This window comes from Goodfellowiella coeruleoviolacea, from assembly GCF_024171785.1.
Taxonomy (GTDB): domain Bacteria; phylum Actinomycetota; class Actinomycetes; order Mycobacteriales; family Pseudonocardiaceae; genus Goodfellowiella; species Goodfellowiella coeruleoviolacea.
The window spans coordinates 25,680-50,143 of the sequence record NZ_JAMTCK010000013.1; the positions used below are offsets into that span (position 1 = coordinate 25,680).

15 protein-coding genes are annotated in these 24,464 nt (G+C 66.1%); 6 read left to right on the top strand and 9 right to left on the bottom strand.

Annotated features, from left to right (window positions below; genetic code table 11):
* Positions 1 to 31 precede the first annotated feature (31 nt).
* From LX83_RS25730 to LX83_RS25740, 3 genes are all read left to right on the top strand, one after another.
* Positions 32 to 1,345 (top strand): type III PLP-dependent enzyme domain-containing protein, encoded by a 1,314-nt coding sequence (locus LX83_RS25730; protein ID WP_253775850.1) that lies wholly within the window; start codon positions 32 to 34, stop codon positions 1,343 to 1,345.
* A 56-nt stretch (positions 1,346 to 1,401) separates the two neighbouring features.
* Entirely contained in the window at positions 1,402 to 2,988 is a 1,587-nt protein-coding gene (locus tag LX83_RS25735; protein ID WP_253775852.1) for an N-acyl-D-amino-acid deacylase family protein, read from the top strand.
* A 106-nt stretch (positions 2,989 to 3,094) separates the two neighbouring features.
* Positions 3,095 to 4,510: a GntP family permease gene (locus LX83_RS25740; RefSeq protein WP_253775854.1), complete on the top strand. Its 1,416-nt coding sequence runs from the start codon at positions 3,095 to 3,097 to the stop codon at positions 4,508 to 4,510.
* A gap of 117 nt (positions 4,511 to 4,627) precedes the next feature.
* Here the strand turns inward: LX83_RS25740 and LX83_RS25745 are convergent, their stop codons facing one another.
* Positions 4,628 to 4,837, bottom strand: coding sequence for a DUF397 domain-containing protein (locus LX83_RS25745; RefSeq protein ID WP_253775856.1), 210 nt, complete (start codon positions 4,835 to 4,837; stop codon positions 4,628 to 4,630).
* Between the two features lie 311 nt (positions 4,838 to 5,148).
* On the opposite strand from LX83_RS25745, the gene LX83_RS25750 reads away from it, so the two are divergent.
* Entirely contained in the window at positions 5,149 to 6,087 is a 939-nt protein-coding gene (locus LX83_RS25750) for a PfkB family carbohydrate kinase (RefSeq protein ID WP_253775858.1), read from the top strand.
* A gap of 20 nt (positions 6,088 to 6,107) precedes the next feature.
* Positions 6,108 to 6,893, top strand: coding sequence for a 5'/3'-nucleotidase SurE (gene surE / locus LX83_RS25755; RefSeq protein ID WP_253775860.1), 786 nt, complete (start codon positions 6,108 to 6,110; stop codon positions 6,891 to 6,893).
* A gap of 263 nt (positions 6,894 to 7,156) precedes the next feature.
* On the opposite strand, the gene LX83_RS25760 is transcribed toward surE, so the two are convergent.
* From LX83_RS25760 to LX83_RS25790, 7 genes are all read right to left on the bottom strand, one after another.
* Entirely contained in the window at positions 7,157 to 7,564 is a 408-nt protein-coding gene (locus LX83_RS25760; RefSeq protein ID WP_253775862.1) for a hypothetical protein, read from the bottom strand.
* A gap of 310 nt (positions 7,565 to 7,874) precedes the next feature.
* Complete coding sequence (locus tag LX83_RS25765) at positions 7,875 to 8,120, bottom strand: hypothetical protein (protein ID WP_253775864.1); 246 nt, start codon at positions 8,118 to 8,120, stop codon at positions 7,875 to 7,877.
* 1,991 nt (positions 8,121 to 10,111) lie between these two features.
* On the bottom strand, positions 10,112 to 10,300 hold the full coding sequence (locus LX83_RS25770) for an RHS repeat-associated core domain-containing protein (RefSeq protein ID WP_253775866.1): 189 nt from the start codon (positions 10,298 to 10,300) through the stop codon (positions 10,112 to 10,114).
* A 1,652-nt stretch (positions 10,301 to 11,952) separates the two neighbouring features.
* On the bottom strand, positions 11,953 to 12,498 hold the full coding sequence (locus tag LX83_RS25775; RefSeq protein WP_253775868.1) for a hypothetical protein: 546 nt from the start codon (positions 12,496 to 12,498) through the stop codon (positions 11,953 to 11,955).
* Positions 12,499 to 12,817: 319 nt separating this feature from the next.
* Positions 12,818 to 13,357, bottom strand: coding sequence for a hypothetical protein (locus LX83_RS25780; RefSeq protein WP_253775870.1), 540 nt, complete (start codon positions 13,355 to 13,357; stop codon positions 12,818 to 12,820).
* Between the two features lie 904 nt (positions 13,358 to 14,261).
* Complete coding sequence (locus tag LX83_RS25785) at positions 14,262 to 15,098, bottom strand: hypothetical protein (RefSeq protein WP_253775872.1); 837 nt, start codon at positions 15,096 to 15,098, stop codon at positions 14,262 to 14,264.
* Positions 15,095 to 21,250 carry a PA14 domain-containing protein gene (locus tag LX83_RS25790; RefSeq protein WP_253775874.1) on the bottom strand — a complete coding sequence of 2,052 codons (6,156 nt, stop codon included), beginning with the start codon at positions 21,248 to 21,250 and terminating at the stop codon, positions 15,095 to 15,097. The genes LX83_RS25785 and LX83_RS25790 overlap by 4 nt, the downstream gene beginning before the upstream one ends.
* A gap of 398 nt (positions 21,251 to 21,648) precedes the next feature.
* Here LX83_RS25790 and LX83_RS25795 point away from each other — a divergent pair, with 398 nt between their 5' ends.
* Positions 21,649 to 22,470, top strand: coding sequence for an SGNH/GDSL hydrolase family protein (locus LX83_RS25795; protein ID WP_253775876.1), 822 nt, complete (start codon positions 21,649 to 21,651; stop codon positions 22,468 to 22,470).
* A gap of 542 nt (positions 22,471 to 23,012) precedes the next feature.
* Here LX83_RS25795 and LX83_RS25800 read toward each other — a convergent pair.
* Entirely contained in the window at positions 23,013 to 24,389 is a 1,377-nt protein-coding gene (locus LX83_RS25800; RefSeq protein WP_253775878.1) for a hypothetical protein, read from the bottom strand.
* Positions 24,390 to 24,464 lie beyond the last annotated feature (75 nt).

Genomic DNA, 24,464 nt, shown 5'->3' on the forward strand with positions numbered 1-24,464 from the left:
GCCACATGCAACGAGCGAGATAGGGGCGCCCATGATCAGCGTTCAACCGGCGAGCATCGACCGGTCCGCGCTCGCGGCCATCCGCGCCGAACGCGTTGACTGGCGGTTCAAGGGCCTGCCCAGCGAGGTCGGTGGCGCCACCCTGGCCGAGGTGGCCGAGCGCCGGCTGGACCTGTTCGAGGACGGCTTCCTCGGTCCGATCGTCACCCTCGACGCCGGCGCGCTGGAGCACAACCTCGTCACCATGGCCGACTGGTGCGCCCGGCACGGCGTGGCACTGGCGCCGCACGGCAAGACCACCATGGCCCCGCAGCTGTTCGCCAGGCAGCTCGACCACGGCGCCTGGGCCATCACCGCGGCCAACGCCAGTCAGCTGCGGGTGTACCGGGCGTTCCGGGTCAGCCGGGTGCTGCTGGCCAACCAGCTGCTCGACCCCGCGGCCCTGCGCTGGCTGGCCGGACAGCTCGACGCCGACCCCGGGTTCGCCTTCTCCTGCTGGGTCGACTCGACCCGGGGCGTGGCCCTGATGGACGCGGCCCTGCGCGCGGCCGGCGCGCGCCGGCCGGTGGACGTGCTGGTCGAACTGGGCGCGCCCGGTGGCCGCACCGGCGCCCGCGACCTGGCCACCGCACTGGCCGTGGCCGACGCGGTCGCGGCCAGCCCCACCCTGCGGCTGGCCGGTGTCGCCGGCTACGAGGGCGCGCTCGCACACGACGCCAGCCCGGCCGCGCTGTCCACTGTGGACGCCTACCTGGCTGACCTGCGCGCGCTGGTGGAGCGGCTGGCCGAGGCCGGCCGGTTCGACGGGCTGGACCAGGTGGTGGTGACCGCCGGCGGCAGCGCCTACTTCGACCAGGTGGCCGCCGCGCTGACCCGGCCGTGGCCGACCGGGCTGCCGGTGCTGCCGGTGCTGCGCAGCGGCGCCTACCTGACCCACGACGACGGGTTCTACCGGGGCATCTCCCCGTTCCACCGGGCCAGCGCGCTGCCCGGTGGCACGCCGTTCCGCTCCGCGTTGCGCGCCTGGGCGCAGGTCACCTCCCGGCCGCAGGACGACCTCGCCCTGCTCACCCTGGGCAAGCGGGACGCCTCGTTCGACGAGGGCCTGCCCGAACCGCAGCTGCTGCGCTCCGGCGGGCGGACCACCCCGCTGGCCGACGCCCGGGTCAGCGCGCTCAACGACCAGCACGCGTTCCTGGCCCTCGGGCCGGCGGCCCGCCACGTCCAGGTCGGCGACTGGGTCGGGCTGGGCCTGTCCCACCCGTGCACGGTGTTCGACAAGTGGCCGGTGCTGCCGGTGGTGGACGGCAGCACCGTGGTCGACCTGGTCCGCACCTACTTCTGACGCCCCGCCCGCTGTGCCCCGCTCCCCGCTCCCCGCTCCCCCGGAGGTGAACCCACATGGACGTGGTGTTCCACAACGCGCGCGTCGTTGACGGCACCGGCGCACCCGAGTTCGTCGCCGACGTCGGGGTGGCCGACGGCCGCGTCGCCGCGATCGACACCGACCGCGGGCTGACCGGCCGGCGCCGGGTGGACGCCACCGGCCTGGTGCTCGCGCCCGGGTTCATCGACATGCACTCGCACTCCGACCTGCAACTGCTGGCCAACCCCGACCACCTGGCCAAGGTCTCGCAGGGCGTCACCCTGGAGGTGCTCGGCCAGGACGGCCTGTCCTACGCACCGGTCGACGACGAGGTGCTGGCCGCCCTGCGCGGCCAGCTGGCCGGGTGGAACGACGACCCGGCCGGCTTCGACTGGAACTGGCGCTCGGTCGGCGAGTACCTGGACCGGCTGGACGCGGGCATCGCCGTGAACGCCGCCTACCTGGTGCCCCAGGGCACGCTGCGGATGCTGTGCCTTGGCTGGGACGCGCGCCCGGCCAGCGCCGACGAACTCGCCGCCATGCAACGGGTGTTGGCCGAGTCGCTGCGGCAGGGCGCGGTCGGGCTGTCCTCCGGGCTGACCTACACGCCCGGCATGTACGCGGACACCGAGGAACTGGTGGCGCTGTGCCGGGTGGTGGCCGAACACGGCGGCTACTACAGCCCGCACCACCGCAGCTACGGGGCTGGCGCGCTGGCGGCCTACGCCGAGATGGTCGACGTGTCCCGGCGGTCGGGCTGCCCGCTGCACCTGGCCCACGCCACCATGAACTTCCCGGTGAACGCGGGCCGGGCCGGTGAGCTGCTGAGCCTGCTGGACCAGGCCATCGCCGACGGCTGCGACATCACCCTGGACACCTACCCCTACCTGCCCGGCGCCACCTACCTGTCGGCACTGCTGCCCAGCTGGGCCAGCGAGGGCGGGGCCGACGCGACCATCGCCCGACTGTCGGATGTGGACACACGAGAGCGGATTCGCCGGGAGATCGAGGAAATCGGCTCGGACGGCTGTCACGGCGTGCCGGTGGACTGGCAGAGCATCGAGATCAACGGCGTGCGCTCGGCCGAGCACGGCCACCTGGTCGGGCTCAGCGTGGCCGAGTCCGCGCGGCGCGCCGGCCGGCCACCCGCCGAGCTGTACTTCGACGTGCTGGTGGCCGAGCGCCTGGGCACGTCCTGCCTGATGCACGTCGGCCACGAGGACAACGTGCGCGCGATCATGCGCCACCCCGCGCACACCGGCGGCAGCGACGGCCTGCTGGTCGGGGAACGCCCGCACCCCAGGGCGTGGGGCACCTTCCCCCGCTACCTCGCGTGCTACGTGCGCGAGCTGGGCGTGCTCGGCCTTGAGGAGTGCGTGGCGCACCTGACCGGCCGGCCCGCGCGGCGGCTGCGGTTGACCGACCGCGGCTTGGTGCGCGAGGGCTACGCCGCCGACCTGGTGCTGTTCGACCCGGACACGATCGCCGACACCGCCACCTTCGACCAGCCGCGCCAGCCGGCGACCGGCGTGCACCACGTGCTGGTCAACGGCGTGGCCGTGCTCGACGACGGCCGGCCCACCGGGGCGCTGCCCGGCCACTCGATCCGCCGCACCAGCTGAGGCGACCGCGGGGTTCTCCTTACCCCGTCCGGTTTTCCGGCCTCCCGCGTGCCGGTGTTCTTCCCATCCCCATCCCCATTCCCCCTTCCCTGGAGCACGTCCGCTGATGAACGGTTTCCTGCACTGGTTGCAACACGACACCAGTGGCCTACTCACGTTGTCCGCCGCGGGCATCGCACTCCTGCTCATCATGATCATGCGGCTGAAGGTGGAGCCGTTCATCGCCCTGCTGGTCGTGGGCCTGCTCGTGGCGGTGGCCGCCGGCCTGCCGGTGGAGCAGATCGTCGGCTCGGCGCAGAAGAGTTCCGGATCGCTGCTGGAGAACGGTTTCGGCAGCATCCTCGGGCACATCGCCGCGATCATCGGGCTGGGCACGCTGCTCGGCGCCATCCTGGAGGCCTCCGGCGGCGCCGAGGTGCTGACCCGCTCGCTGCTGCGCGCGTTCGGCGAGCGGCGCGCCCCCCTGGCGATGGGCCTGTCCGGTCTGATCTTCGGCATCCCGGTGTTCTTCGACATCGGCATCTTCGTGCTGGCGCCGCTGGTGTACGTGGCGGCCAAGCGCGGCGGCCGGTCCATCGTGCTCTACGCGATGCCGTTGCTGGCCGGGCTGTCCGTGATGCACGCGTTCATGCCGCCGCACCCCGGCCCGGTCACCGTGGCCGGCCTGCTGCACGTGGACCTGGGCTGGATCATCATCATGGGCCTGGCCTGCGCCATCCCGGCCTGGTTCGTCGGCGGCGTGCTGTTCTCCTCCTGGATCGGCAAGCGCGTCAACCTGCCGGTGCCCGAGGAGATGCTGGCCGCGGCGGAGCAGGCACGCGGCGCGGACGCCGCCGAGGACAAGGGCGACGAGCCCTCGCTGGGTCTGGTGTCGACGATCATCGGCATCCCGCTGGTGCTGATCCTGCTGGGCACGTTCGGCAGCATCCTGCTGCCCAAGGGATCCGCGGTCGCCGGCGTGTGCACCTTCCTCGGCACGCCGGCCGTGGCGCTGACCATCGCGGTGCTGCTCGCGGTCTGGCTGCTGGGCACCAGGCGTGGCATGACCCGCGCCAAGATCACCGAGCTGACCACGGCGTCGCTGCGCCCGGTGGGCATGATCCTGCTGGTGGTGGGCGCCGGCGGGTTCTTCGGCGCGGTGCTGTCGGCCACCGGCGTCGGCAAGGCGCTGGCCGGCACCCTGGCCGCGGCCGGCCTGCCGGTGATCGCACTGTCCTATGTGATCAGTGTGGGACTGCGGGTGGCCCAGGGTTCGGCCACCGTGGCGATCGTGGCCACCGGCGGCATCGTCGGCCCGCTCGTGGTCGACCAGGGCTACTCCCAGCCCCAACTGGCGCTGATCGCCATGGCCATCGCCGCCGGGTCGATCTTCGCCTCGCACGTCAACGACGGCGGTTTCTGGATCGTCTCGCGCTACTTCGGCATCCCGGTCAAGGAAACCCTGCAGACGTGGACGGTGCTGGAGAGCATCCTGTCCGTGGTGGGCTTCGCCATGGCCGCCCTGCTGAGCGTGTTCGTCTGATCGCCCGTCGTCGAGCCGGTCGAACTCCGGTTCTCGCCGACCTGCCGCCCCGGGGTCGTCCAACCCCGGGGCGGTCGTCTCCCCGGCCTCCCCGGCGTCCCCCGGCCTCCCTCGGCGTCACTCGGCCAGGTCGAACCGGCCCGCCCTGACCCCGGACACGAACACCCGCCACCGCGCCGATCCCACCAGCAACGCCCCGCCGTGCCGGTTCTTCGAGTCCCGCACGCCCACCAACTCCCGCCCCAGCCGCACCTCGACGCAGTTGTCCCCGCCGGACCCGCTGCGTGAACTCCTGACCCAGCCGCCGTCCGGCAACGAGCCACCCATGTTCGGACCTCCTCCGTGCCCCTCCACGATCGGTTCGCGAGACGCTCCGACACCGGGTGCGGCTTGCGGCGTCGAAGTGGTGGGTGGACGGTAAACCAGTGGTGCGGACCCCAGCGGCACAGTTCACCGGCGCGGCGCGCAATCCCGCGTCCGCTTCGGGCCCACCCGGCACCGCGGTGCCCGCAGGGTGACAGGGCGACGACGGTGCGTCCCGTGCCGCCTCGGCGCGGCCGCCGATCGCTCCACTCCGGACCACACCGAAACCGGTCGCGGCCCGAGTAGCGGGGAGGCGATCCGGGTACAGGAAGGCCATGGACGCCCGTGTCATGGTCTTCGCCCCGTCCCCGCAACTCACCGTGACCGTTGAGGATCTCGGCGGCGAACCGGACCTGCACCTGCACGCGGGCGGCCAGGGCGTGTGGCAGGCCAGGATGATCGCCTCGTTCGGGGTGCCGGTGACGCTGTGCGCCGCGCTGGGCGGGGAGACCGGCGAGGTGTTGCGCCACCTGATCACCGGCGGCGGCGTGGACCTGGCGGCCGAGGAGGTGGTGGCGCGCAACGGCGGCTACGTGCACGACCGGCGCGGCAACCAGGGGCGGGAATCCCTCGCCGAGGTACCCGGCGACCCGCTGTCCCGCCACGAGTTGGACAGCCTGTACGAGACCACCCTGATCCAGGGGTTGGCGTCCACCGTCACCGTCCTCAGTGGTCCGTCGGACGCCCGCACCGTGCCGGCCGAGTCCTACCAGCGGCTGGCCGCCGACCTCGGCGGGAACGGCGTCGCGGTGCTGGCCGATCTGGCCGGCGACCGGCTGTCCGCCGCGCTGCGCGGTGGGTTGCGCTTCCTCAAGGTCAGCCACGAGGAGCTGATCGCCGACGGCCGGGCGACCAGCGGCGAGCCGGACGAGTTGGTGCGGGCCATGGTCGCGCTGCGCGAGCAGGGCGCGCGGGCCGTGGTGGTGTCCCGCTCGGCCGAGCCAGCCCTGGCCCTGCTCGACGACGACGTGGTGCTGGAGGTGCGCATGCCACCGCTGCACCCGGTGGAGACGCGGGGCGCCGGCGACTCCATGACCGCCGCGGTGGCCGCGTCCCTGGCCGTGGGCAAGCCCCTGACCGAGGCGGTCCGCCTGGGCGCGGCGGCCGGAGCGCTGAACGTGACCCGCCGCGGCCTGGCCAGCAGCCGGGCCGACGGGGTGCGGGCCATCGCCGAGCGCGTGGCACTACGCGCCTACCAGCCCGGTGACAGGTGAAACCACTTGGGAGGCAAACCATGGCACGGCGACCGCTCGCACTGGTGACCAACGACGACGGCATCCACTCCCCCGGCCTGGTCACCCTGGCCAAGGCCGCGCAGCAGGCCGACCTGGACGTGGTGGTGGCCGCGCCGAGCAAGGAGTCCAGTGGCACCAGCGCCGGACTGACCGTGCTGGCCAACGGCGACGCGCCCATCGTGCACCGGCGCGAGTTGGCCGACCTGCCCGGCGTGCCGTGCTACGCGGTGGGCGCGCACCCCGCGTTCATCACCCTGGCCGCGGCGCACGGCGCGTTGGACCACGCACCCGACCTGGTGCTGTCCGGCGTCAACCGGGGCGCCAACATCGGCCGCGCCCTGGTCCACTCCGGCACGGTCGGCGCGGCCGTGACCGCCGGCACCAACGAGTTGCGCGCCATGGCGGTGTCCCTGGACGTGGGCCACGACAAGGACGTGATCCCGTTGTGGGACAGCGTGTTCCCGGTGCTGCGGGTGGCCATCCCGCTGCTGCTGGACGCACCCGAGCACAGCGTGTTCAACGTGAACGTGCCCAACCTGCCACCGGACCAGCTCCGCGAACTCCGCCGCGCACCGCTGGCCTCCTACGGCGCCGTGCAGAGCCGCGTGGACCGCCCCAGCGAAGGCCAACTCGAAGTCGTCACCACCGTGGTGCAACACGAACTCGAACCGGGCACGGACGCCGCCCTGCTCGGCGAGGGCCACCCCACCATCACCGCCCTGCGCGCGGTCACCGAGGTCGAAGGCGTCCTCCCCGACCGCACGCCACTACCGACCGCGCAGTGAGATCGGGTACCGCCGCGGCCGTGGTCATCTGGCGCGCCACCCGTCCAGCCTCACTGCCCGCCCTGTCCCTCCTGGCCACCGCCGTTCACCCGTGGGCCAGTCGGGGCGGCTCGCTACCTCCCATTGCTTCTCCGCCGCCCTGAACCTCCGAACCTCCAACACGACCGCCACGAGCGCGCAGACCATGACGAGAGAACTCAGGATCGTTATCCACAGCTTGCCGCCGCTCAGCCCAAAATTAGTGATCAACAGCGGTATCTGTATCAGCACCAGGCCAACCAACGGAAAATCCGCACTCCGGGCGCAACTCTCATCCCACTAACCCTTCCATCAAGCTGCTCACCAGGAGACTCCACCTTGCCCTGGACGAGTTTGATGACCACGTAGTTACCGAAAATGTGAATGTCCCGGACGTCCGACCACTCGACACGCCGCGTCTTCCCGTCACCGACGACATCGAGCCCGCTGTGCTCCCAGGTGATCTTCGGCCGCAACTGAAACCGGCGATAGCCCGCCACGAAAAACAGCGAGAAGAACATGGTCACGAGCAGCTCGGAAAGATCAGGGGGGTTGACCCAGAAAGGAATCGCCGAACTGACCACAACCATGACCGCGGCCATACCCCACGTGCCAGCGGTGTTGCTGCGCCTGACCTGATTGACCACCAACACCCCCACTGCTGGCTTAGACCCTTTCGCCGCTCAATCGCATCCACTAACTGTGGCGTTACCGGCCCCCGGCTACCGTTGACCGCTTGTCTTCCTGTTCTTCTTGATTTCGACCACCACGCCAGCCACGAACAACAATGAGCTGACAACGAACATGATGACCAGCCAGAACATCGGTTCGCCACGAGCCAGGACCAGAGTAACCCCCATCGAGACCATCGACATAGCTGACGAAACGATCAGAAACCACGACGCAGCCTTCAATTTCCCTCCCCTGACCCTCGTTCGCTCGACGCACCTCAACTACACCATGTCACGGCACATCAATCGCAAGAAACACCCTCCCGGTTGAAACGAAACTCAAGGAAGAAATCAGGCTCTCGCTCTGCCCCGCGAGGAACGGTTCCATCAGCTCCGCAAGTGAATGAAACTTCGAGCACCACTCCAGGTTCACCTGCGTTTTCGAAGCAGAGACGAGATGCAAACGCACAGATCCACATGCCGCCATAGCTCCCGCGACCACGACTGCGAGCACCATCGGCGATATCTTGTAACGCAAGCCAGAACCTCCACTCGTCGAGACGACAAGGCACAGGCACTCGCCTACTGGCCCGACTCAGCATTCTGCCTCCTCCCGACTCGTACCAGCCTCACCAACATCGCGACAACGAACACGCCCATTCCGACCCATTGCAGTCAGATACTCACGTCAGAAAAACTGCCCAACCATACGAGCACCAGGCCAAGGCTTGCCGACAACCGGACGTACCACTTCTCTCTCCAGAGAAACAGGAGAAAAGTAAGAAATTCGATCAGCCCCAGGAACCGTACGGCTTCCCACCACATCGCGGTCCAGCCCCCCCTACTCGAACTTCACAAGCGCCGATCCACACCACGACGATTCGGCGCAGCAGCCAGCGATCAACCTTGTCGCCTGCAGCTCACTTCTCCCGATCCGCGCCATCGAGCCGCAACACCATCGCGGCATGGTGATACCTCCCCCATCAACAATGGCAACAACGATGGCCCGAAGTGACCCAGGTGGGTAATCGTAAAGCGACGAGCACACAAGCAGAAAATCCAAGAAGACCAACACGCTCAGCACAGTGACCCCGGGGAACAAGCCAACTCCCTGCACAGCCACAAGATTCAGTCGGAGTCTTCTTGATCACTTTCTCTATCAGTCCGATCCAGCTCACATCGCCAACGCCTGTCCCAGTACGACGCAACGCCAAAACACAGGGAATGCAGGACTAGAGTAAGCACGACGAGCACCGGAAGCGGAAGGAGACGGTACACAAAAACAGGAAAGTACCCCAGGTAAAGGACGGCTAACGCGAAATATGTCAGCTTCTCAGCCCTGCTTCTCCGACGCCAGAAGACATATCTCCACCCAAGCAACGCCACACTCCCAATCGAACTGTCAATTCAATCAGCAAGCTCATGTTTTCCAAAACTGCCAACCCCAACAAGTTCCCACATCGATCGGTCTATAGAATCGTAGCTGATGTAGCAACAGTCGTAGCAACTGACCGGACCGACACGACCGAGTCCGCCCGCGAGAGGGGGTCCTGGAGGGGCGTTACGGACGTTGGCTCCTCCGGCCGTAATCGAAGGCGCCAACGTCACGTTTCATATAATCCTTGAATAATAATCAGGACTCAACCCAAAAGAACTCAGACACCAGAGCAGAGTGGCTCCATTACGCATCAAGATGCTACCCGTTATATCTTTGGTGGCTGAACATCCTCGTACTCGGCCAGCATCTCCTGTATCACCCGTCGCCGCTTAGGCGACTCCTCCGAAAGCACTACCAGCTTTCGCCCATCCGCTACATTTTCCCAGAGGGAGGCCGCCAATATCAACGCTTCTGGATATTTCCCCTTCGCGAGACGGTGAGATTCCAGAGCGGTAACAACCTGCGACATGGCTTCTTGGGTAAGCTTAGCGTTCCAAGTCCATCCCACATGGCACTCGTCAATCGCGACCAGAGCGCCGGAATCTCTCCACCTCCTCACTTCATCAGGCTCAAGCCATGCCTTTATCTCTCTCCAGCTTCCCCCATCAGGACCTACTAGGTTTCCCGTCTCTTGGTCGTAGCGCGGCAATGAGGATTCGGAGTCACTTTTCATGATTAACCAAATTCATCGTCAAACCGTTACCAGTAGTGATGACTAGTAACAATAACATCCCTGGAGCGCCCCCGCCTAGCCTTATTCACATCGTTATAGTAATCGCAGCGTACATGGTTTCCCGCCTTACATGGCCCTCTATAGCGCGCACGTCCACCAGCTCTTGCCGCTTCACGCTTTGCTGCCTTTTCAGCCGCACCCTTACTACCATGCTTAGTTCCAGTATGCCCCTTAGGGGCAGAATAGCTTGAAGCCGCCGCCTTACCCGAACGAATACGTAGCCTGTTTACTTCATTTACCGGCGACCCGTAATTCTTTGTTGGCGTCGACCTGTATCCTGAGCTCGCGGTGCTCCCAAAGCTAGGTAATGAGACATGGACAGGATGGTTTATTGCCCATATCGCTCCTGCACCAGCGATCAGCACTGCCCGGCCTCAACGAGACCTATTCCTTCAATAATGCATAGATCCCAAAAACACGCCTCGTCGAGGTCTGTGTTGTTGATGGTGTCACCGTTGACATAGTCGTAGTCGTTGGCGGAGCCGCCTTCGACCGGATCAACAGACAGGAAACGCCCCAGGATTGGGCTGTAGGGGCGGGAGCCCATCTAGACCAGGGACAACGCACCGGCGTGCTCGTAGGGGCGTTGGCGTTGGCCCAACCAGCCGAAGTCCAATTAGTCGGTCTGGTTGTCAGACAACATCCAGCACATAACACAGGGTGTTTACCTGAGATTTGTCTCCAGATTTTTCTTTCTCTCAACTGCCCTAATCGCCCCAAGCCCACAGCGAAGGACACAGTCACCCAGTATATTAGATATTCCAGCAATCGCAGACGGGATTGCCAACAAGGATAAAAAAGCGAATTAGTACGCTATTTGCCACTCTGATCCCTACTTCTCCATATATCAACAAGACTAGGAATGATCAGCAAGACCAGGGCCATATAAGCTAGATACTGCCATTCTTCTCCAATTGGTAACAGTCGCACAATAACACCCAGAACGACTCCTACCAGGATGATCACTAGAAGCCGCCAGAGCCACCTTGCACGCTTCATAACAGTTCCTTGACTGAGATGGAAGTATTTTAGAAGCGGCTATCGACAGACAAAGCTGTCGATAGCCGCCGTCAACCCGACGGGGTTGACGGACAGGAGAAGCGCCCCAGCAACGGGCTATAGGGGCAGGCGCCCATCTCGACCAGAGACAACGCACCCGCGTGCTCATAGGGGCGCTGGTGCTGGCCAGCCCGCCGTAGTCGAACTGGCCAGTCTGATTGTCCGGAACCGGATCCGGATCAACCGAACGCCCGCCGTCAACGACTCACCGAACGGACTACAGGCTCACAGTTCGCCCCTCGCGACAAGTAGCGATGACACCAATACCGGCGACTTAGAAACCTCCTGATACGAACACACTAACGAGACCTGAAAGCATGAGCCAGACCAGAGACGCAATAGCCACCCCAGCGAAATCCCCAGTCGAATAACGAGAAGAGAATCTCGGAAAGACCAGAACCACAGGGAATATCGCGCCAATCAGCACAAGCACGGCGGAAATAGCTACGGACACAAAAAGGAACGGCTCGCACCTAACGACTCATACCAGCCATAAGAGCGGGCCGCTAGATAAGCAGCTAGCACCACAAAAACTAGCAGCGATATCAGGAAACATCCCCAACGCGCAACCGTTTTCACACAGAATCACCAAATCCTATCACTCGGGCAAGGAGGCGCGCCCTTGGCGAGCACTAGCACACGGCCAAGGGCGCGCCTCCTTCACAGACAGCAGATAGGCGAGATCACACCCGCCACGAGATACGGCGCCGTGCAGAGCCGCGTGAACCGCCCCAGCGAAGGCCAACTCGAAGTCGTCACCACCGTGGTGCAACACGAACTCGAACCGGGCACGGACGCCGCCCTGCTCGGCGAGGGCCACCCCACCATCACCGCCCTGCGCGGTCACCGAAGTCGAAGGCGTCCTCCCCGACCACACGCCGCTACCGACCGCACCGTGATCCTCGTTCGCGCCACCGCTCATCACGAAACAGCCAGCGTCTTCCCAGAAACGACCCCACAGCCGCAGAAAGACCAGTCGTCAACCCGACAACCAGCGCACCGCCGCCAAGAGCGACCTGCCCAAGCCAGGCCACAGCCCCAACAGCAAGCAGCAGAAGCAAGCGGGGGAACGTCATCTTCGGAATCCTTCGCCTGGCCGGCATCAGCAACTCCCTCTCGGGTCGGCACCGCGCCGCCAACTCAGGCGGCCAGAAAACGAAACATCTCCAGCAGTCCCGGGGCCGGAACAACAAGCAGGTAGAGCCACCAGGAGTGGTCACGCGCCTTCACACCGGGAACTCCTGCGCCTTCCGCACCGCCTCGAGCACACTCCAAGGCGCGCCGCAACGCCCGTTCGTGGCGATCTGCCCTACCGGCATACCGCTTCGAGATCAGCGAGACGAAGTACGAGTGATTGAAGAGCCACTCCACCTTGCCCTGGGTGAGCTCGATGACCACATAACTACCAGAAATGTGAATATCCCGGACGTCCGACCACTCAACACGTCGCGTCTTCCAGTCGCCGACGACATCGAGCCCACTGTGGTCCCAGGTGATCTTCGGCCGCAACTGAAACCGCCGGTAGCCCTCCACGAACAACAGCGAGAAGAACATGGTCACGAGCAGTTCGGGAAGATCAGGAGGGTTGACCCAGAAAGGAACCGACGAACTGAACACAACCATGACCGCGGCCATACCCCACGTGGCAGCGGTGTTGCTGCGCCTGACCTGATTGACCACCAACACCCCCACTGCTGGCTTCGACTCTCTCGCCGCTCAATCGCATCCACCATCTGTGGTGTTACCGGCCCCTGACTACCGTTGACCGCTTGTCTTCCTGTTCTTCTTGATCTCGACCACCACGCCAGCCACAACAACAATGAGCTGACAACGAACATGATGACCAGCCAGAACATCGGTTCGCCACGAGCCAGGCCCAGAGTAACCCCCAGCGAGACCATCGACATAGCTGACGAAACGATCAGAAGCCACGACGCAGCCTTCAATTTCCCTCCCCTAACCCTCGTTCGCTCGACACACCTCAACTACACCATGTCACGGCACATCAATCGCAAGAAACGCCCTCCCGGTTGAAACGAAACTCAAGGAAGAAATCAGGCTTCTGCTCCACCCCGCGAGGAACGTTTCCGCCAACTCCGTAAGTGAATGAAACTTCGAGCGTCACCCCAGGCTCACCTGGGTTTTCGAAGCAGCGACGAGATATGTCAAAACCGGACTGGCCAGCCTGGACAGGACCTGAGGAGTGTTGCCCAGCCAATCGCCATCCAGCGCTTGGTAATCTCTCCTCGTAGTAGGCACTCACCGCCTCCTCAGCACCATTCGACCAACCAGGCCGCCCAATCATTCCAATACTGTCCTCGTCTTCACAGGGTTTCTTCACGTAAATCTCGCCCAACTGGACAGATGGCGCTGTCAAACTGAGCAGCTCGCTCGCCTGCAACCTCTGCGCAGTCACCTCCTCCCGCGGATCGCACTCGCGGAACACGCCAGACTCCGGAAACTTCGGCAAACGCGCAGATCCACACGCCGCCATGGTTCCTGCGACCACGACCGCGAGCACCATCGGCGATATCTTGTAACGCATAGCTAGACCCTCCGCCTGTGGAGACAACAAGGCACAGGTACTCGCCTACTGGCCTGACTCAGCATTCCGCTTCCTCCCGACTCGTACCAGCCTCACCAAAATCGCGACAAAGAACACGCCCATTCCGACCCATTGCAGCCAGATACTCACGTCAGAAAAACTGCCCAACCACACGAGCACCAAGCCAAGGCTTGCCGACAACCGAACGACGATGAAAGGAAGTGACCCAGGCAGATAGTCGTCAAGTAGCGAGCACGCCAGCCGGAAATCCAAGAAGACCACCGCTCTCAGCACGGTAGCCCTGGGGAACAAGCCGACTCCCTACGCAGCCACAGGATTCAGTCGGAGTCATCTTGCTCGCTTACCTGGTCAACCCGATTCAGCTCACGTCGCCAACGCCTGTCCCAGTACGACGCAACGCCAAAACACAGGGAATACAGGGCTACAGTAAGCACGACCAGCACCGGACGTGGAAGGAGACGATACACAAAAACCGGAATGTACCCCAGGCAGAGGACGGCTAACGCGAGATATGTCAGCTTCTCAGCCCTGCTTCTCGGACGCCAGAAGACATACTTCCAACTGAACACGCAGTACGGGTACTTCTTGGGTGCGAGCACGGCCCCATTCTTCCATACCTTCAGAACCTCCAAAATACCCGGCGCGGTTCAGATTGCGGGACCGCTCTAGTCGGTCCGATTCAAGCTTTCAACATTGCACTCTAACTACCCGCAACCGCTCCAAAACCAAAAAATCTGACATAGAATCATTGTGGGACCACCTGGACTCACCCGGACTACAATCATCCCAAGGTTAGCCCAGGCGGCCCTCCAACCAGTTATGTCAATATTGCCAGTAACATACCTACCAGGGCGTCACAGTGGAGCGGGTTCCAACTGGGCGATCACGATGATTTCTCATGTTGGATGGCCGAAAGAGTCAGCCAGTAGACCGGCCCTGAACGGCCCGCATCTATGACTTCGCAGGACAGCTTCCAGATTGACCAGCGCTCAAGCAGCTTCAGGCGCCGCAGAGCCTGATTGAAGGTAAGATCTTCGCCATTAACTCTAATTTGACCCCAACTTCTCTTTGTTTCAGTAGGAGCCTTAGCTCCTATCCTCACCAAAGAATCGACATGTGCTGCACGTGCGCGCACAGATCTGGGGATAACCGCAGAAAGCGACTCTGCATCTATGCGCCAAGTACTGACCGAATCATGATCGGGAACGGATTTAATTGTCGATGCAAACTCACCCTGCAGGCTTGCCATTCTCTTCGCCAGCCTTGGTTTGGCCAGTAGATAAGAACCACTTCCAGGCACGAGAGGACGGATCACCTCACCTGACATTCCGTAGAGCGGATTGCCTAGCTTTGAACGAGCCCCAATCTCATCGAGCGCCTGCAGGCTTCGCACATAAATCCATTCGAGGACGGTGCGCGGCGAAGGCTCCTCAGCTATCTTGTCAGGAACCGCAACAACACATAGATAAGCCTCGGGTTCAATGGACACATAAAGATCGTCATCGGATGCGCAAAACTCGATGATGACGTCGCGCTTACCGTAACTCTCCCCCAGCCAGGCACGTAGATCTACGGTTGCATTTAGCGCACTCGCGGCCACATCTAGAAGCGGCCTCGCGAGAGAACTTTCCCCAATTTCAGCCCACCAGGGAACTGATTTTACAGCACCATCGCGCGCTTCACTATATGCAGTCAGATATACCGCGCTACCCGGACTCACCGGCAACTCTTCCGCTGACCGGGCGGGCAAACTCCGTGAACCCTCTTATAGTCCATAATTCGAGTATTCTCCCACAACCTAGCTTGCCACCTGGTTGGAAAGGGTCCATACTTCTTGTATTTACAGGGTGACTTCATCACCTTTTGACATTTAGCCAGTTGACTCTTAGGGCGCGCATCAGGAACCGCGCCCGAAGTGATCCCATACTTGTAGGTATTACCTTTTGCATCATAAATTCGATAACCATACGACTTTCCCTTGAAGCTAAGGCTACGGCGATTTTTCACCTGCCAGGCCCCCGGCCGCGGAATCGCATGGCTCTGCGCGGCTCTAGCCACGGGTATTGCAATAATCGCAAGCCCGACAGCAGCTCCAATTACAGCGCCAGCCGGTCCGAATATGCTACCGATACCTGCACCGACAGCTGGATTACGACCATCCAGATCTGTTTCATTAGCGGGGTCGCCGTTGACGTAGTCGTAGTCGTTGGCGGAGCCGCCTTCGACCGGATCAACAGACAGGAAACGCCCCAGGAGTGGGCTGTAGGGGCGGGCGCCCATCTGGACCAGGGACAACGCTCCGGCGTGCTCGTAGGGGCGTTGGTGTTGGCCCAGCCAGCCGTAGTCGAGCTGGCCGGTCTGGTTGTCCGGCACCGCGTCCGGGTCAACCGAACCGTCAGCCTTCAACGGCTCGCCGAACGGGGTGTAGGTGCGCAGCTCGCCCACCTGCACCCCCGACTCATCCGTGCTCACGCAGATATCGCCGCGAACCGTGGGGTGATCGTACTGCTGGACGACCTTGCCGTCCTTGATCGTCCCCGTCCACAACACCCCACCAGGCAACGGAATCGACCGCGAGATCACTTGCTTGTTGTCGGCCAGCACCAGGTCGGCCGAGTCGCCGCTCGCGCTGTACGAGTACCGCACCACCGGCGCCGCCGAATCACCCTGCGCCGCGGTGCGACCAATAATGCGATCGGTGGCGTCACGGATGTAGGACACGTCAGCCGCGTCCTCCGGCTTGGTGCCGACAGACCGCGCGGTGAGGTTGCGGTCAGCGCCGTCCCAACCCAGGTAGGTGGTGGCACCGTTGACGGTGAACTCCGTCGTGTTGCCGCGATCGTCGTACTTGATGCCGGTCACGGCGTTCGCCCCGGTCGTGGCCAGGATGCGATCGGCCGCGTCGTAGCAGTAGCCGGTCTCGGCGGTACCGGACGCGGTGGCGTCAACCAGGCGCATCCGGTTGGTGTTCGCGCCCGCGTTGGCCTGGGTGCCGGTGGGGCACTGAGCAGATGCCGCCGAGGTGAAGTCGTAGGTGTAGTGGTGCCCCGGCACCCACGCCTCGGTCAGCCGGCCCACCGCGTCGTAGACGTAGTTCGGCGCGCCCGGCCGAGCGTCCACGCCGGCGAGCGACTCGTCCACGATCGTGCCGGACCGGGACCGGCCCACCGCAGACACCACCTGGGAGCCGTCCGGCTTCTTCCACGTCAGCGACGTGGTTCGGCCGGCCTTGTCCTTGCCGATCGACGCGAGTGACGTGCCGTTGCCGTAGGTCACCGACGCCAGTTCACCGGCCGCGTCGTAGGACGGCGTGGCCAGCACGGCGGTGTTGAACTTGGTCTCCAACACCCGCCCGGCGTCGTCGTACCGGTACTCGGTGGTTTCCAGGGTGTCCACCGCGTGGGGTGGCTGCACGGTCTCCCGCTCGACCCGGCCGGCCAGGTCGTAGAAGGTCTCGGACCGGGTGCCGAGCGCGTCGGTGTAGGCCACGGTCCGGCCGAGCAGGTCCACCTTGGTGGTGACCGTGCCGGAGGTGTCGCTCACCGACGTGGTCAGCGGGTCGCCGCCGACCTTGTAGTCGGTGGTGACGGTGCGCTTGCCCGCGGCCGAGGTCTCCGGGTAGGTCGTCTCGACCACCCGGTCACGGCTGTCGTAGCGGGTGCACACCCACGCCCCGTTGATCGACTCGGCGACAACTCGACCGGAGGCGTCGTAGACCCGCTCCTCCACGCGGGCGTTGCCCGAGGCCGGGTTCGGCGCCGTGGTGGTCTTGGCCAGGCCGCCCTGGTTGGCCGGGTCGGACTCGGCCGTGCACGGGTTGTCCCGTGCCTCGGTGTCGCCGTAGTGGGCGTAGGTGGTGCGCGCGCCGGTCGGCAGGGTCTTGCCGGTCTGGCGCAGGTACCCGCTGCCCGGGGTCTCCACACTGGTCGTGCCGGTGAGGGCCAGACCGTTCGGGTCGGCGATCGTGGCCGTGGCCAGGCCGTACACCGGGTCGAGGCCGTTGTCGGTGTAGCGGGTCCGGGTGACCTTGTTGGGCACGCCGTCGGACTCGTCCTCGGTGGTGGACGTGGTCAGGCCGTAGCGCGGCTTGAGCTGCGACCCTGGCACGGCCTCCTGCGCACCGGACGGTGTGGTCCAGTGCAGTTCGAGTTGGGCCAGTGACACGCTGTCGTAGAAGTCCACGCGGATGCGCTTGATCGCGCCGGCCGCGTCACTGTTGACCTTGCCCTCCCGCCAGGTGGGCGCGACATCGCGCCAGTCATCGATGACGCCGCGATCGTCGACCCACACCCGCACGCCGTCGTCGGCGAGCACCCGCAGGGTGTACTCGCCGGCCTGCGGGAAGACGATCTCGCCGGTCAGGCGCAGCGAGAAGCCGTCCGCGGGCACGCCGGTCGTCGGCGATCCCTCGCCCCAGTTGCGGACCAGGCTGCCGTCGGCCGTGCCCACACCGGTGGCGTAGACCACGGGCGCGCCGGACAGGTCCTTGTTCGCGTAGTAGGTGGCGGCCAGACCGTTGATGCCCTCGTCGTACCCGGTGTGGTTGTGGTCCACAGTGGACGCGCACGCCGCGGTCGGGGTCAGGCCGGCGAAGCACGACTCGGGCGCCGGGCCGTAGGTGTCGGTCTGCCGGTCGGCGTGGTCGTAGATCGTCGTGGTCTTGCGGCCGGCCGCGTCGATGGTCGCGACGACCTGGTCCTTGACGTTCCACTCCTGCCGGGTGGTCTTGCCGGTGGCGTCCGTGTCGGTCAGCTGCCGGTACGCCTCGTCAAAGGTGACCTTGCGGCTGAACCCGGTCGCGGGCGCCAGGCCGGCGGTGTCCACCTGGGTCTCGCCGGTGCCCACGTACCGGTAGGAGTGCGCGGGCCGAGGCTGACCGATCGCCGGGGCCGGTGAGGTCACCGAGGTGGCCTTGGGTTTGCCCGACGAGGTGTCGTAGCTGATCGCGGTGAGCACTTCGGCGATGTTGTTGCGGCCAGCCAGGTCCACCGCCACCCAGTCGTTGACCAGCGAGTCGCGCACCCGGTCGAGTTGGCCGCCGGCGTTGTAGCCGAAGTCGGTGTTCTCGCTGCCCGGGTCCTCGACCCGGCACAGGGTGCCGCCGCAGTACCAGATCCGGGTTTCGGTGTTGTCCCAGTAGCTGATCCGGCACAGCATCTGGGTGGGCGGCAGTTCGTCGGCGCCGTCCGGCCGGCTCACCCCGCCGTAGCAGTCGTCCCCGGGCCGGTTGTAGTGCAGCACGTGGGACCGCCCGGACACCGGGTCCTTGATCTCCTTGAGCCGGGTGGGCGCGCCGTCGTAGATGTTCTGCAACGCGGCGGGTTTGCGGGAGTCGGCAACGGAGTTCTGCGACTCCAGCTTGCCGTCCGAGCGGAACACGAACACCTCGCCGCCGTCGGCCAGGTTCACCCGCCCGGAGTTGTCCAGCGACAGCACACCGTCCTCGCCGGTCGGCGGCGTGTAGCCACCATTGCTCGCCTTGGTCCAGGTGTGCTTGGCGCCGGACGCGTCGGTCAGCACCACGGTCTGGTCGGTGACCTGCGCGGACACATAGCTGCCGCCCTGACCGTCCAAATCGGCCGACAGGGTCCAGCCCTGCGGCAGCGCCGGCAGGTCCTCGCTGTACAGCCAGTCCGAGCGGACGATCTGCTGCGGCACGGTGGTGTCGTCGGTGGTCTTGACGAACAGCCGCAGCCGCGCGTCACCCACGATCTCGGCGAGTTCGACCTTGATCGGCACCCGCTGGCCCTTGGTCAGCGCCACGCCGGTGGCCTGGGTCCAGTTGACGTCGCTGACGCCCTCGCCGAGGTAGACCTGGTTGTTGTTGATCCACACCGTGGTCTTGTCGTCGTGCACGCCGGCGAACAGGTAGGTGCCGGTCTCCGGGGCCTGGAAGTAGCCGCTCCAGCGCACCACGAAGTAGTCCGCGGGCAGGGCCGGGGCGAACGGCGACTCGGTGCCCCAGTCCACGTTCACCTGTGGCTCGGTGCGCACCAGCGTCGGCTCGTTGCCGTCGTCGATGGCCCCGTTGTGGTTGAGGTCGTTGTAGTAGGACGCGCGCAGACCCTTGGCGTCGGTCTGCTGGGAGTTGTAGGAGAAGCTGAGCCCGGCGCTGCCGCCGACCGTGGTGAACGACGGCGAGGACACCGACGTGGACACGTTGCCGTTGGCCAGGTTCACCGTCACCGGGCCGACCGAGTCGGTGGGCGAGGGGCCGTGGTCCCCGATCCGCTGGTCGATCTTGAAGTGGCCGACCCACGGCGGTGTGGTGGTGGTCAGGTTCGCCACGGTGGTGGCCTGCCAGGTGTAGGCCACGCCGTCCTGCAACACCCCGGAGGGAACCGTCCATTCCGGACGATCCAGGCAGCCGGACTCGACCACCACACCGGTCTTGGCGTCGGATCCGGTGGCCACCCGGAAGCAGTACCGCACGGATTCGCCGTCGCCGTCGGAAACCGCGCCCACCCGCAGGGTGGGAGTTGTGGTGGTCAGGGTCGAGTTGTCGGCCGGCTCGGTCAGTGGCGCGGCACCCGGGGCCGAACCGACGTCAACCAGCAGGGTGGCGTCCAGGTGCTTGTAGGTCCACACCCCGGGCTGTTCGGTGCCGACGAGCATGAACCACGCGTCCGGGTCGCGCCGGTCCACTAGGTAGCGGATGAACCCGGTCAGGCTTTCCCCGGTGAACTGGCCGGTGTCACCGACGTAGGTGGACGCGGCGTGGCCGCCGATGCCGTTGAAGTCGAGTGACGAGGCGTGGTAGAGGTCCGTCATCCAGGACTTGACCGATCCGGTGGTGCCGCCCACCCTGGTCAGGTCGAGGCGGGAACCCACCACGGTCTTGCCGAACAGCGGCGAGTAGTCCACTTTGAACGCCGACCGGAAGTAGGTGTCACCAGCCGCCTGGCTGTTGCCGATGCGCAGGCCGCAGTTGTGGCAGGTGTAGCCGTCCGACCGGTACGCGTAGGAGTCGACGACGCCGAACGACATGGTCGGGTCCACGTACACCGGGAACTTGCGTTCCGGAGCCCGCAACCAGTTCTCGTCCACGGACACGGTCAGCGTCCACTGGCCGTTGGCGTTGTCGAGGGTGTAGGTGCCGCCGGTCATGGCGGGCGCGCGGTCGTCGGACCCGGACGAGTCCCAGGTCTCGATCGGCGGCAGGGTCACCTTGGCCACCCCGGCCGCGTCCTTGAGCAGCACACCGCCGGAGCCGTCCAACTCCGGGGTCAGGCCCTCGGTGTTGAGGCGGAAGCGCCAGGACGACCGGCCGGCGGCGGGCTGCCGCTTGACCACGATCGTCTCCTTGACGGCGCTCGCCGTGACCTCGTACTCCAGGTCGGTGTCCGGCTGCACGTCGGTGAACGTCGCCTCGTCACCATCCACTGTGGCGGGACGGTCGGCGGCCTGTTCCATGGCCAGGGACGCCTTGCCGCCGTCCACCTCAACGGCGAGCACGGCCGGGTCGTTGGCCTTGGCCGCCACCGACGGGTTGAGCACGTGCCGCTTGGCCCGCACCCGACTTGACGAGTCCTGCTTGGCCAGGGTGGTGTCGACCGGCTGCCAGTTGCCGGTCTCGTCCTTGACGTTGAGCGGTGCGGACGACTGCCGCAGGGTCCGGCTGCCGTCCGGGTTCTCCCACTCCTCCACGAACATCGACCGGCTCACCACGTGCGACCGCTCGGGGTCGAAACGGGAACCGGCGTAGCCGTCCCGGGTGGCCAGCGGGTCGAAGTCGGCGTCGGTCCGGCCGGAGGTGGCCGGCGGTGGCGTGGGCTGGCTGGACAGGACCGGCACATCGCGGGGATCGCGAGCCGGGTCGGCCGCCGACGCCGTGCCTGGGATCACCAGTGCTTCGACACCGGAAGCGGCCATCGCGAGCACGACGGCGAGCGCGACGCCGCGCCATCTTCGGCGCGGGCCCGAATGCGGGCGCGCGCGACCACGACGAGGAACCAAGTGAAGCCCCCTTGTTCCGACGCAGGCCCCGACTCCTGCGAGTGACACGCAAGCGCACAGAGGGTGACTGATCCGGATCACCGCAACCAGCGACCAAATGGAGTAAACACGGTTTTTACACGGTGATGATCACCACCCGGGATGGCTGTAACAAATCGTCCACAGTAGACCGACTGGTGGATCCCGTTGCCTGCCAACGGATGCAGCGGTAACGCGCGGCTCGACGTGATCGATCCGCAGGCCGACGCCACTGGTTGTTCGGCAGCTCGCCCGGTGCGCCGGCCAGGGGCCCACGGGAGCGTGAGCAGGCCATGATGACCAGAACCCGCGCCAGACTCGGCTTGGCCGCGGTTGTCCTCGCCATGTTGACCGGCCTGGTGGCGATCCAGCCGTCGGCTGCCTCGGCCTCGTCCGACGTCTCGCCCGACGCCTCGGCTGGCGTCTCGGCTGGCGTCTCGTCCACCGCCTCGGCCGAGGAGGTGACCGCGGCGTCGGGGCCCACCTGGTGCACGGACAAGTCCCGGCTCGTCGTGCTGGGCGACTCCGCCGCCACCGGCTACGGCACCACCGGCTATCCCGCTGACGTGCAGACCTACGTGCCCACCGAGAACGGCTGGGTGGCGAAGATGGCGCGCAACCTCGCGGGCTTCGGCACCGAGGTGACCAACCTGGCGCACAACGGCGCGCTGGTCGCCGACTACCTGCCCGGCGGGCGCTGGGCCGACACCACCAGCGCGGTCGCCCAGATCCAGCAGTTACAGCCCAGCATGGTGATCGTCGAACTGGGCGGCAACGACTTCTACATCGACCGCGACCCCGAGGTCTTCGCCAGGCAGCTGCGTCAGCTGGTCGACTCGATCAAGGCCGCCGCCCCGAGCAGTTCCATCTTCCTGGTCAAGATCTGGGAGATCGGCCAGCGCGAGTCGCCCCGGGCGGTGCACACCTGGTCGGAGTACGGCGCCAAGATGCACGAGGTGGCTGTAGCCACCGGCGCTGGCCTGTCCGACCTCGCCCAGTACCTGCCGTCGCCGAACAACGACACCGCCGGGCTGTACCTGCCGGACCGCATTCACCTGAACAACGCCGGCAACCTGGTGGTGCACGGCGCGCTCTACACCTGGATGATCTCCTGCTGATCAGCGGCTGAGACGGCACCGGGCCGGCATCGACGATGGCGGCTGGCCCGGTGTCCCGACTGGTGTGCGCGCATGGGCACGCTGCGGTGGTCCAGTGGCTGTCACCAGATCGCCCGCACGCGCAACAGGGGTGACGGCAGGTGCGGGGATGCCGCGCTGCACCACTACCCACGCCCCACCCACCACGGGGCGAGCGTGCTGGGCAACGTGGTGTCCGTCCCCAGATCACGCCCCCACCCACCACGGGGGGCGAGCCCTGCTCCAGCCTAGTCGCGCCCCACCGCTGTCAACACCACCGCGACCGCGACTGTGGACAACCTGGTGCCCTGTGGACAACCCGGTTCTCGATCGAGTGATGTTGGCGGTGGGGCGCGATCGGCGTGCTACCAACCCGGTCCGCAACCAGCCAGTCCGCACCCAGCCGGTCGGCAACCAGCCAGTCCGCAACCAACCGGGGCGCAACCAACCCGGTCCGCAACCAAAACCGGGTTGCACCAACCCGTGGCTCTGTCCGGCCTGGCGTGGCTACCAGCCAACCAACCTCAGGGCAGCGGACAGGGCAGCGGGAAGTACCAGCCGTCCGGGTCGTGCCGCAGGGTCGCCTCGGGCTGTCCCTGGGCGCACGCGATCGTGGCGTCGGCGACCGTCTGGCCCCACGGGACGCCGCCCAACCGCCCGTACGGCGTCCGGTACTGATGCGCGACCCCGGCCAGCAGCACCAGGGCGACCGCGACCCGCACCACCGGGATGAGCCGGCGCCCGCGCAGTGCGTCCACCCCGGCGGCGACCGCCGCCAGCAGGAACAGACACGGCGCCGCGCTGTAGCGCTGCCCGGCACCGAGCACCCCGGGCGCGTCCACGTGCAGCACCGGCGTCCAGTTCATCACCAGTTCCAGGCCCATGCTCACCGCGGCGCAGACCAGCGCGGCCACCGCCAGGAACCGCCGGGGTGCCAGTCCCGGTGCCAGCGCGGGTACCACCAGCACGACCACGACCAGCAGCGCCGCCACCGCGGCCAGCAGGTGGAACCGCTGGTAGAGGGTCATCGCCCACTCCGGGCCGGCCACCGCCGACAGTGGCCCCCGGACCAGGGCGGAGACCGCGGCGGCCGGCAGGTCGGCCGGGGCGTCCGAGTACGGCGTGCGGGTGCTGCCGAGCACGGCCAGGGCCTGGAGCAGCAGTCCGGCCAGGAAACCGCAGCCGCCCCACCAGTCGCGGCGCGGCAACGCGAACCGCGCCACCGCGAGCGGGGTGAGGATCAGGGCGATGGGACTGGTCGTCGACGCCAGGAACAGCACGACCGCGGTCAGCACCTGCTGCCAGCGGTGCGCCGGCCGCCACAGCAGCACCCAGAACGCGCCGTAGAGCACGAACCAGTGCAGGTTGGTCAGGTTGTTGATGGTTTCCCAGTTGCCGGCCGGGATGACGATCACCAGGGCGGCCAGCGCCACCCGGATCGGGGTCGACCGCAGCACGCCCCGGGAGGCCGTGAACACCAGCAGGGCGATGCCGGCGCGCAACGCGGCCGCGCTGATCGCCAGTGCGGCGGCCGCCCAGGGCAGGGGCAGCAGCGCGACCAGGCCGGCCGCCAGGCGGGGGACCGAGTGCGAGTAGCCGCCGTAGGGGGTGATCAGGGTCGTGCCGAACGGCTGGGTGAGCGCGTCGACCAGGAAGCGGGCACCGTCCTCGGCCCAGACGTGGTTCAGCCGGGTCCGCCCGGCGGGGATCAGCAGCAGGTATGCGGTGGCCGCCAGGAACGCCAGCAGGAAGCGGCCGGTTCGACGTGGTCCGGCACTGGTCGCGGGGGCGGGGAAGACGGCGGCGGCCAGCCGCTCCCGCCATCCGATGAGCGGGGATAAGCCGGGTCTGGGCGGGTCGTCTGCCACCGCCTCGGTCCGACTGCTGTCCGTCGCTGTCACCGGCAGCTCCTTTTCAATTCACCCGTGTGGGGCGGAAAGGTAGCCGATGGGGTGAGGCGTCAGTTCACCGGATCT

Bases quoted from the DNA above. Each gene is read 5' to 3' on its own strand.
- LX83_RS25730 (WP_253775850.1), top strand. From the start codon at position 32: ATGATCAGCGTTCAACCGGCGAGCATCGACCGGTCCGCGCTCGCGGCC.
- LX83_RS25735 (WP_253775852.1), top strand. From the start codon at position 1,402: ATGGACGTGGTGTTCCACAACGCGCGCGTCGTTGACGGCACCGGCGCA.
- LX83_RS25740 (WP_253775854.1), top strand. From the start codon at position 3,095: ATGAACGGTTTCCTGCACTGGTTGCAACACGACACCAGTGGCCTACTC.
- LX83_RS25745 (WP_253775856.1), bottom strand. From the start codon at position 4,837: ATGGGTGGCTCGTTGCCGGACGGCGGCTGGGTCAGGAGTTCACGCAGC.
- LX83_RS25750 (WP_253775858.1), top strand. From the start codon at position 5,149: ATGGACGCCCGTGTCATGGTCTTCGCCCCGTCCCCGCAACTCACCGTG.
- surE (WP_253775860.1), top strand. From the start codon at position 6,108: ATGGCACGGCGACCGCTCGCACTGGTGACCAACGACGACGGCATCCAC.
- LX83_RS25770 (WP_253775866.1), bottom strand. From the start codon at position 10,300: ATGGGCTCCCGCCCCTACAGCCCAATCCTGGGGCGTTTCCTGTCTGTT.
- LX83_RS25780 (WP_253775870.1), bottom strand. From the start codon at position 13,357: ATGCGTTACAAGATATCGCCGATGGTGCTCGCGGTCGTGGTCGCAGGA.
- LX83_RS25790 (WP_253775874.1), bottom strand. From the start codon at position 21,250: ATGGCCGCTTCCGGTGTCGAAGCACTGGTGATCCCAGGCACGGCGTCG.
- LX83_RS25795 (WP_253775876.1), top strand. From the start codon at position 21,649: ATGACCAGAACCCGCGCCAGACTCGGCTTGGCCGCGGTTGTCCTCGCC.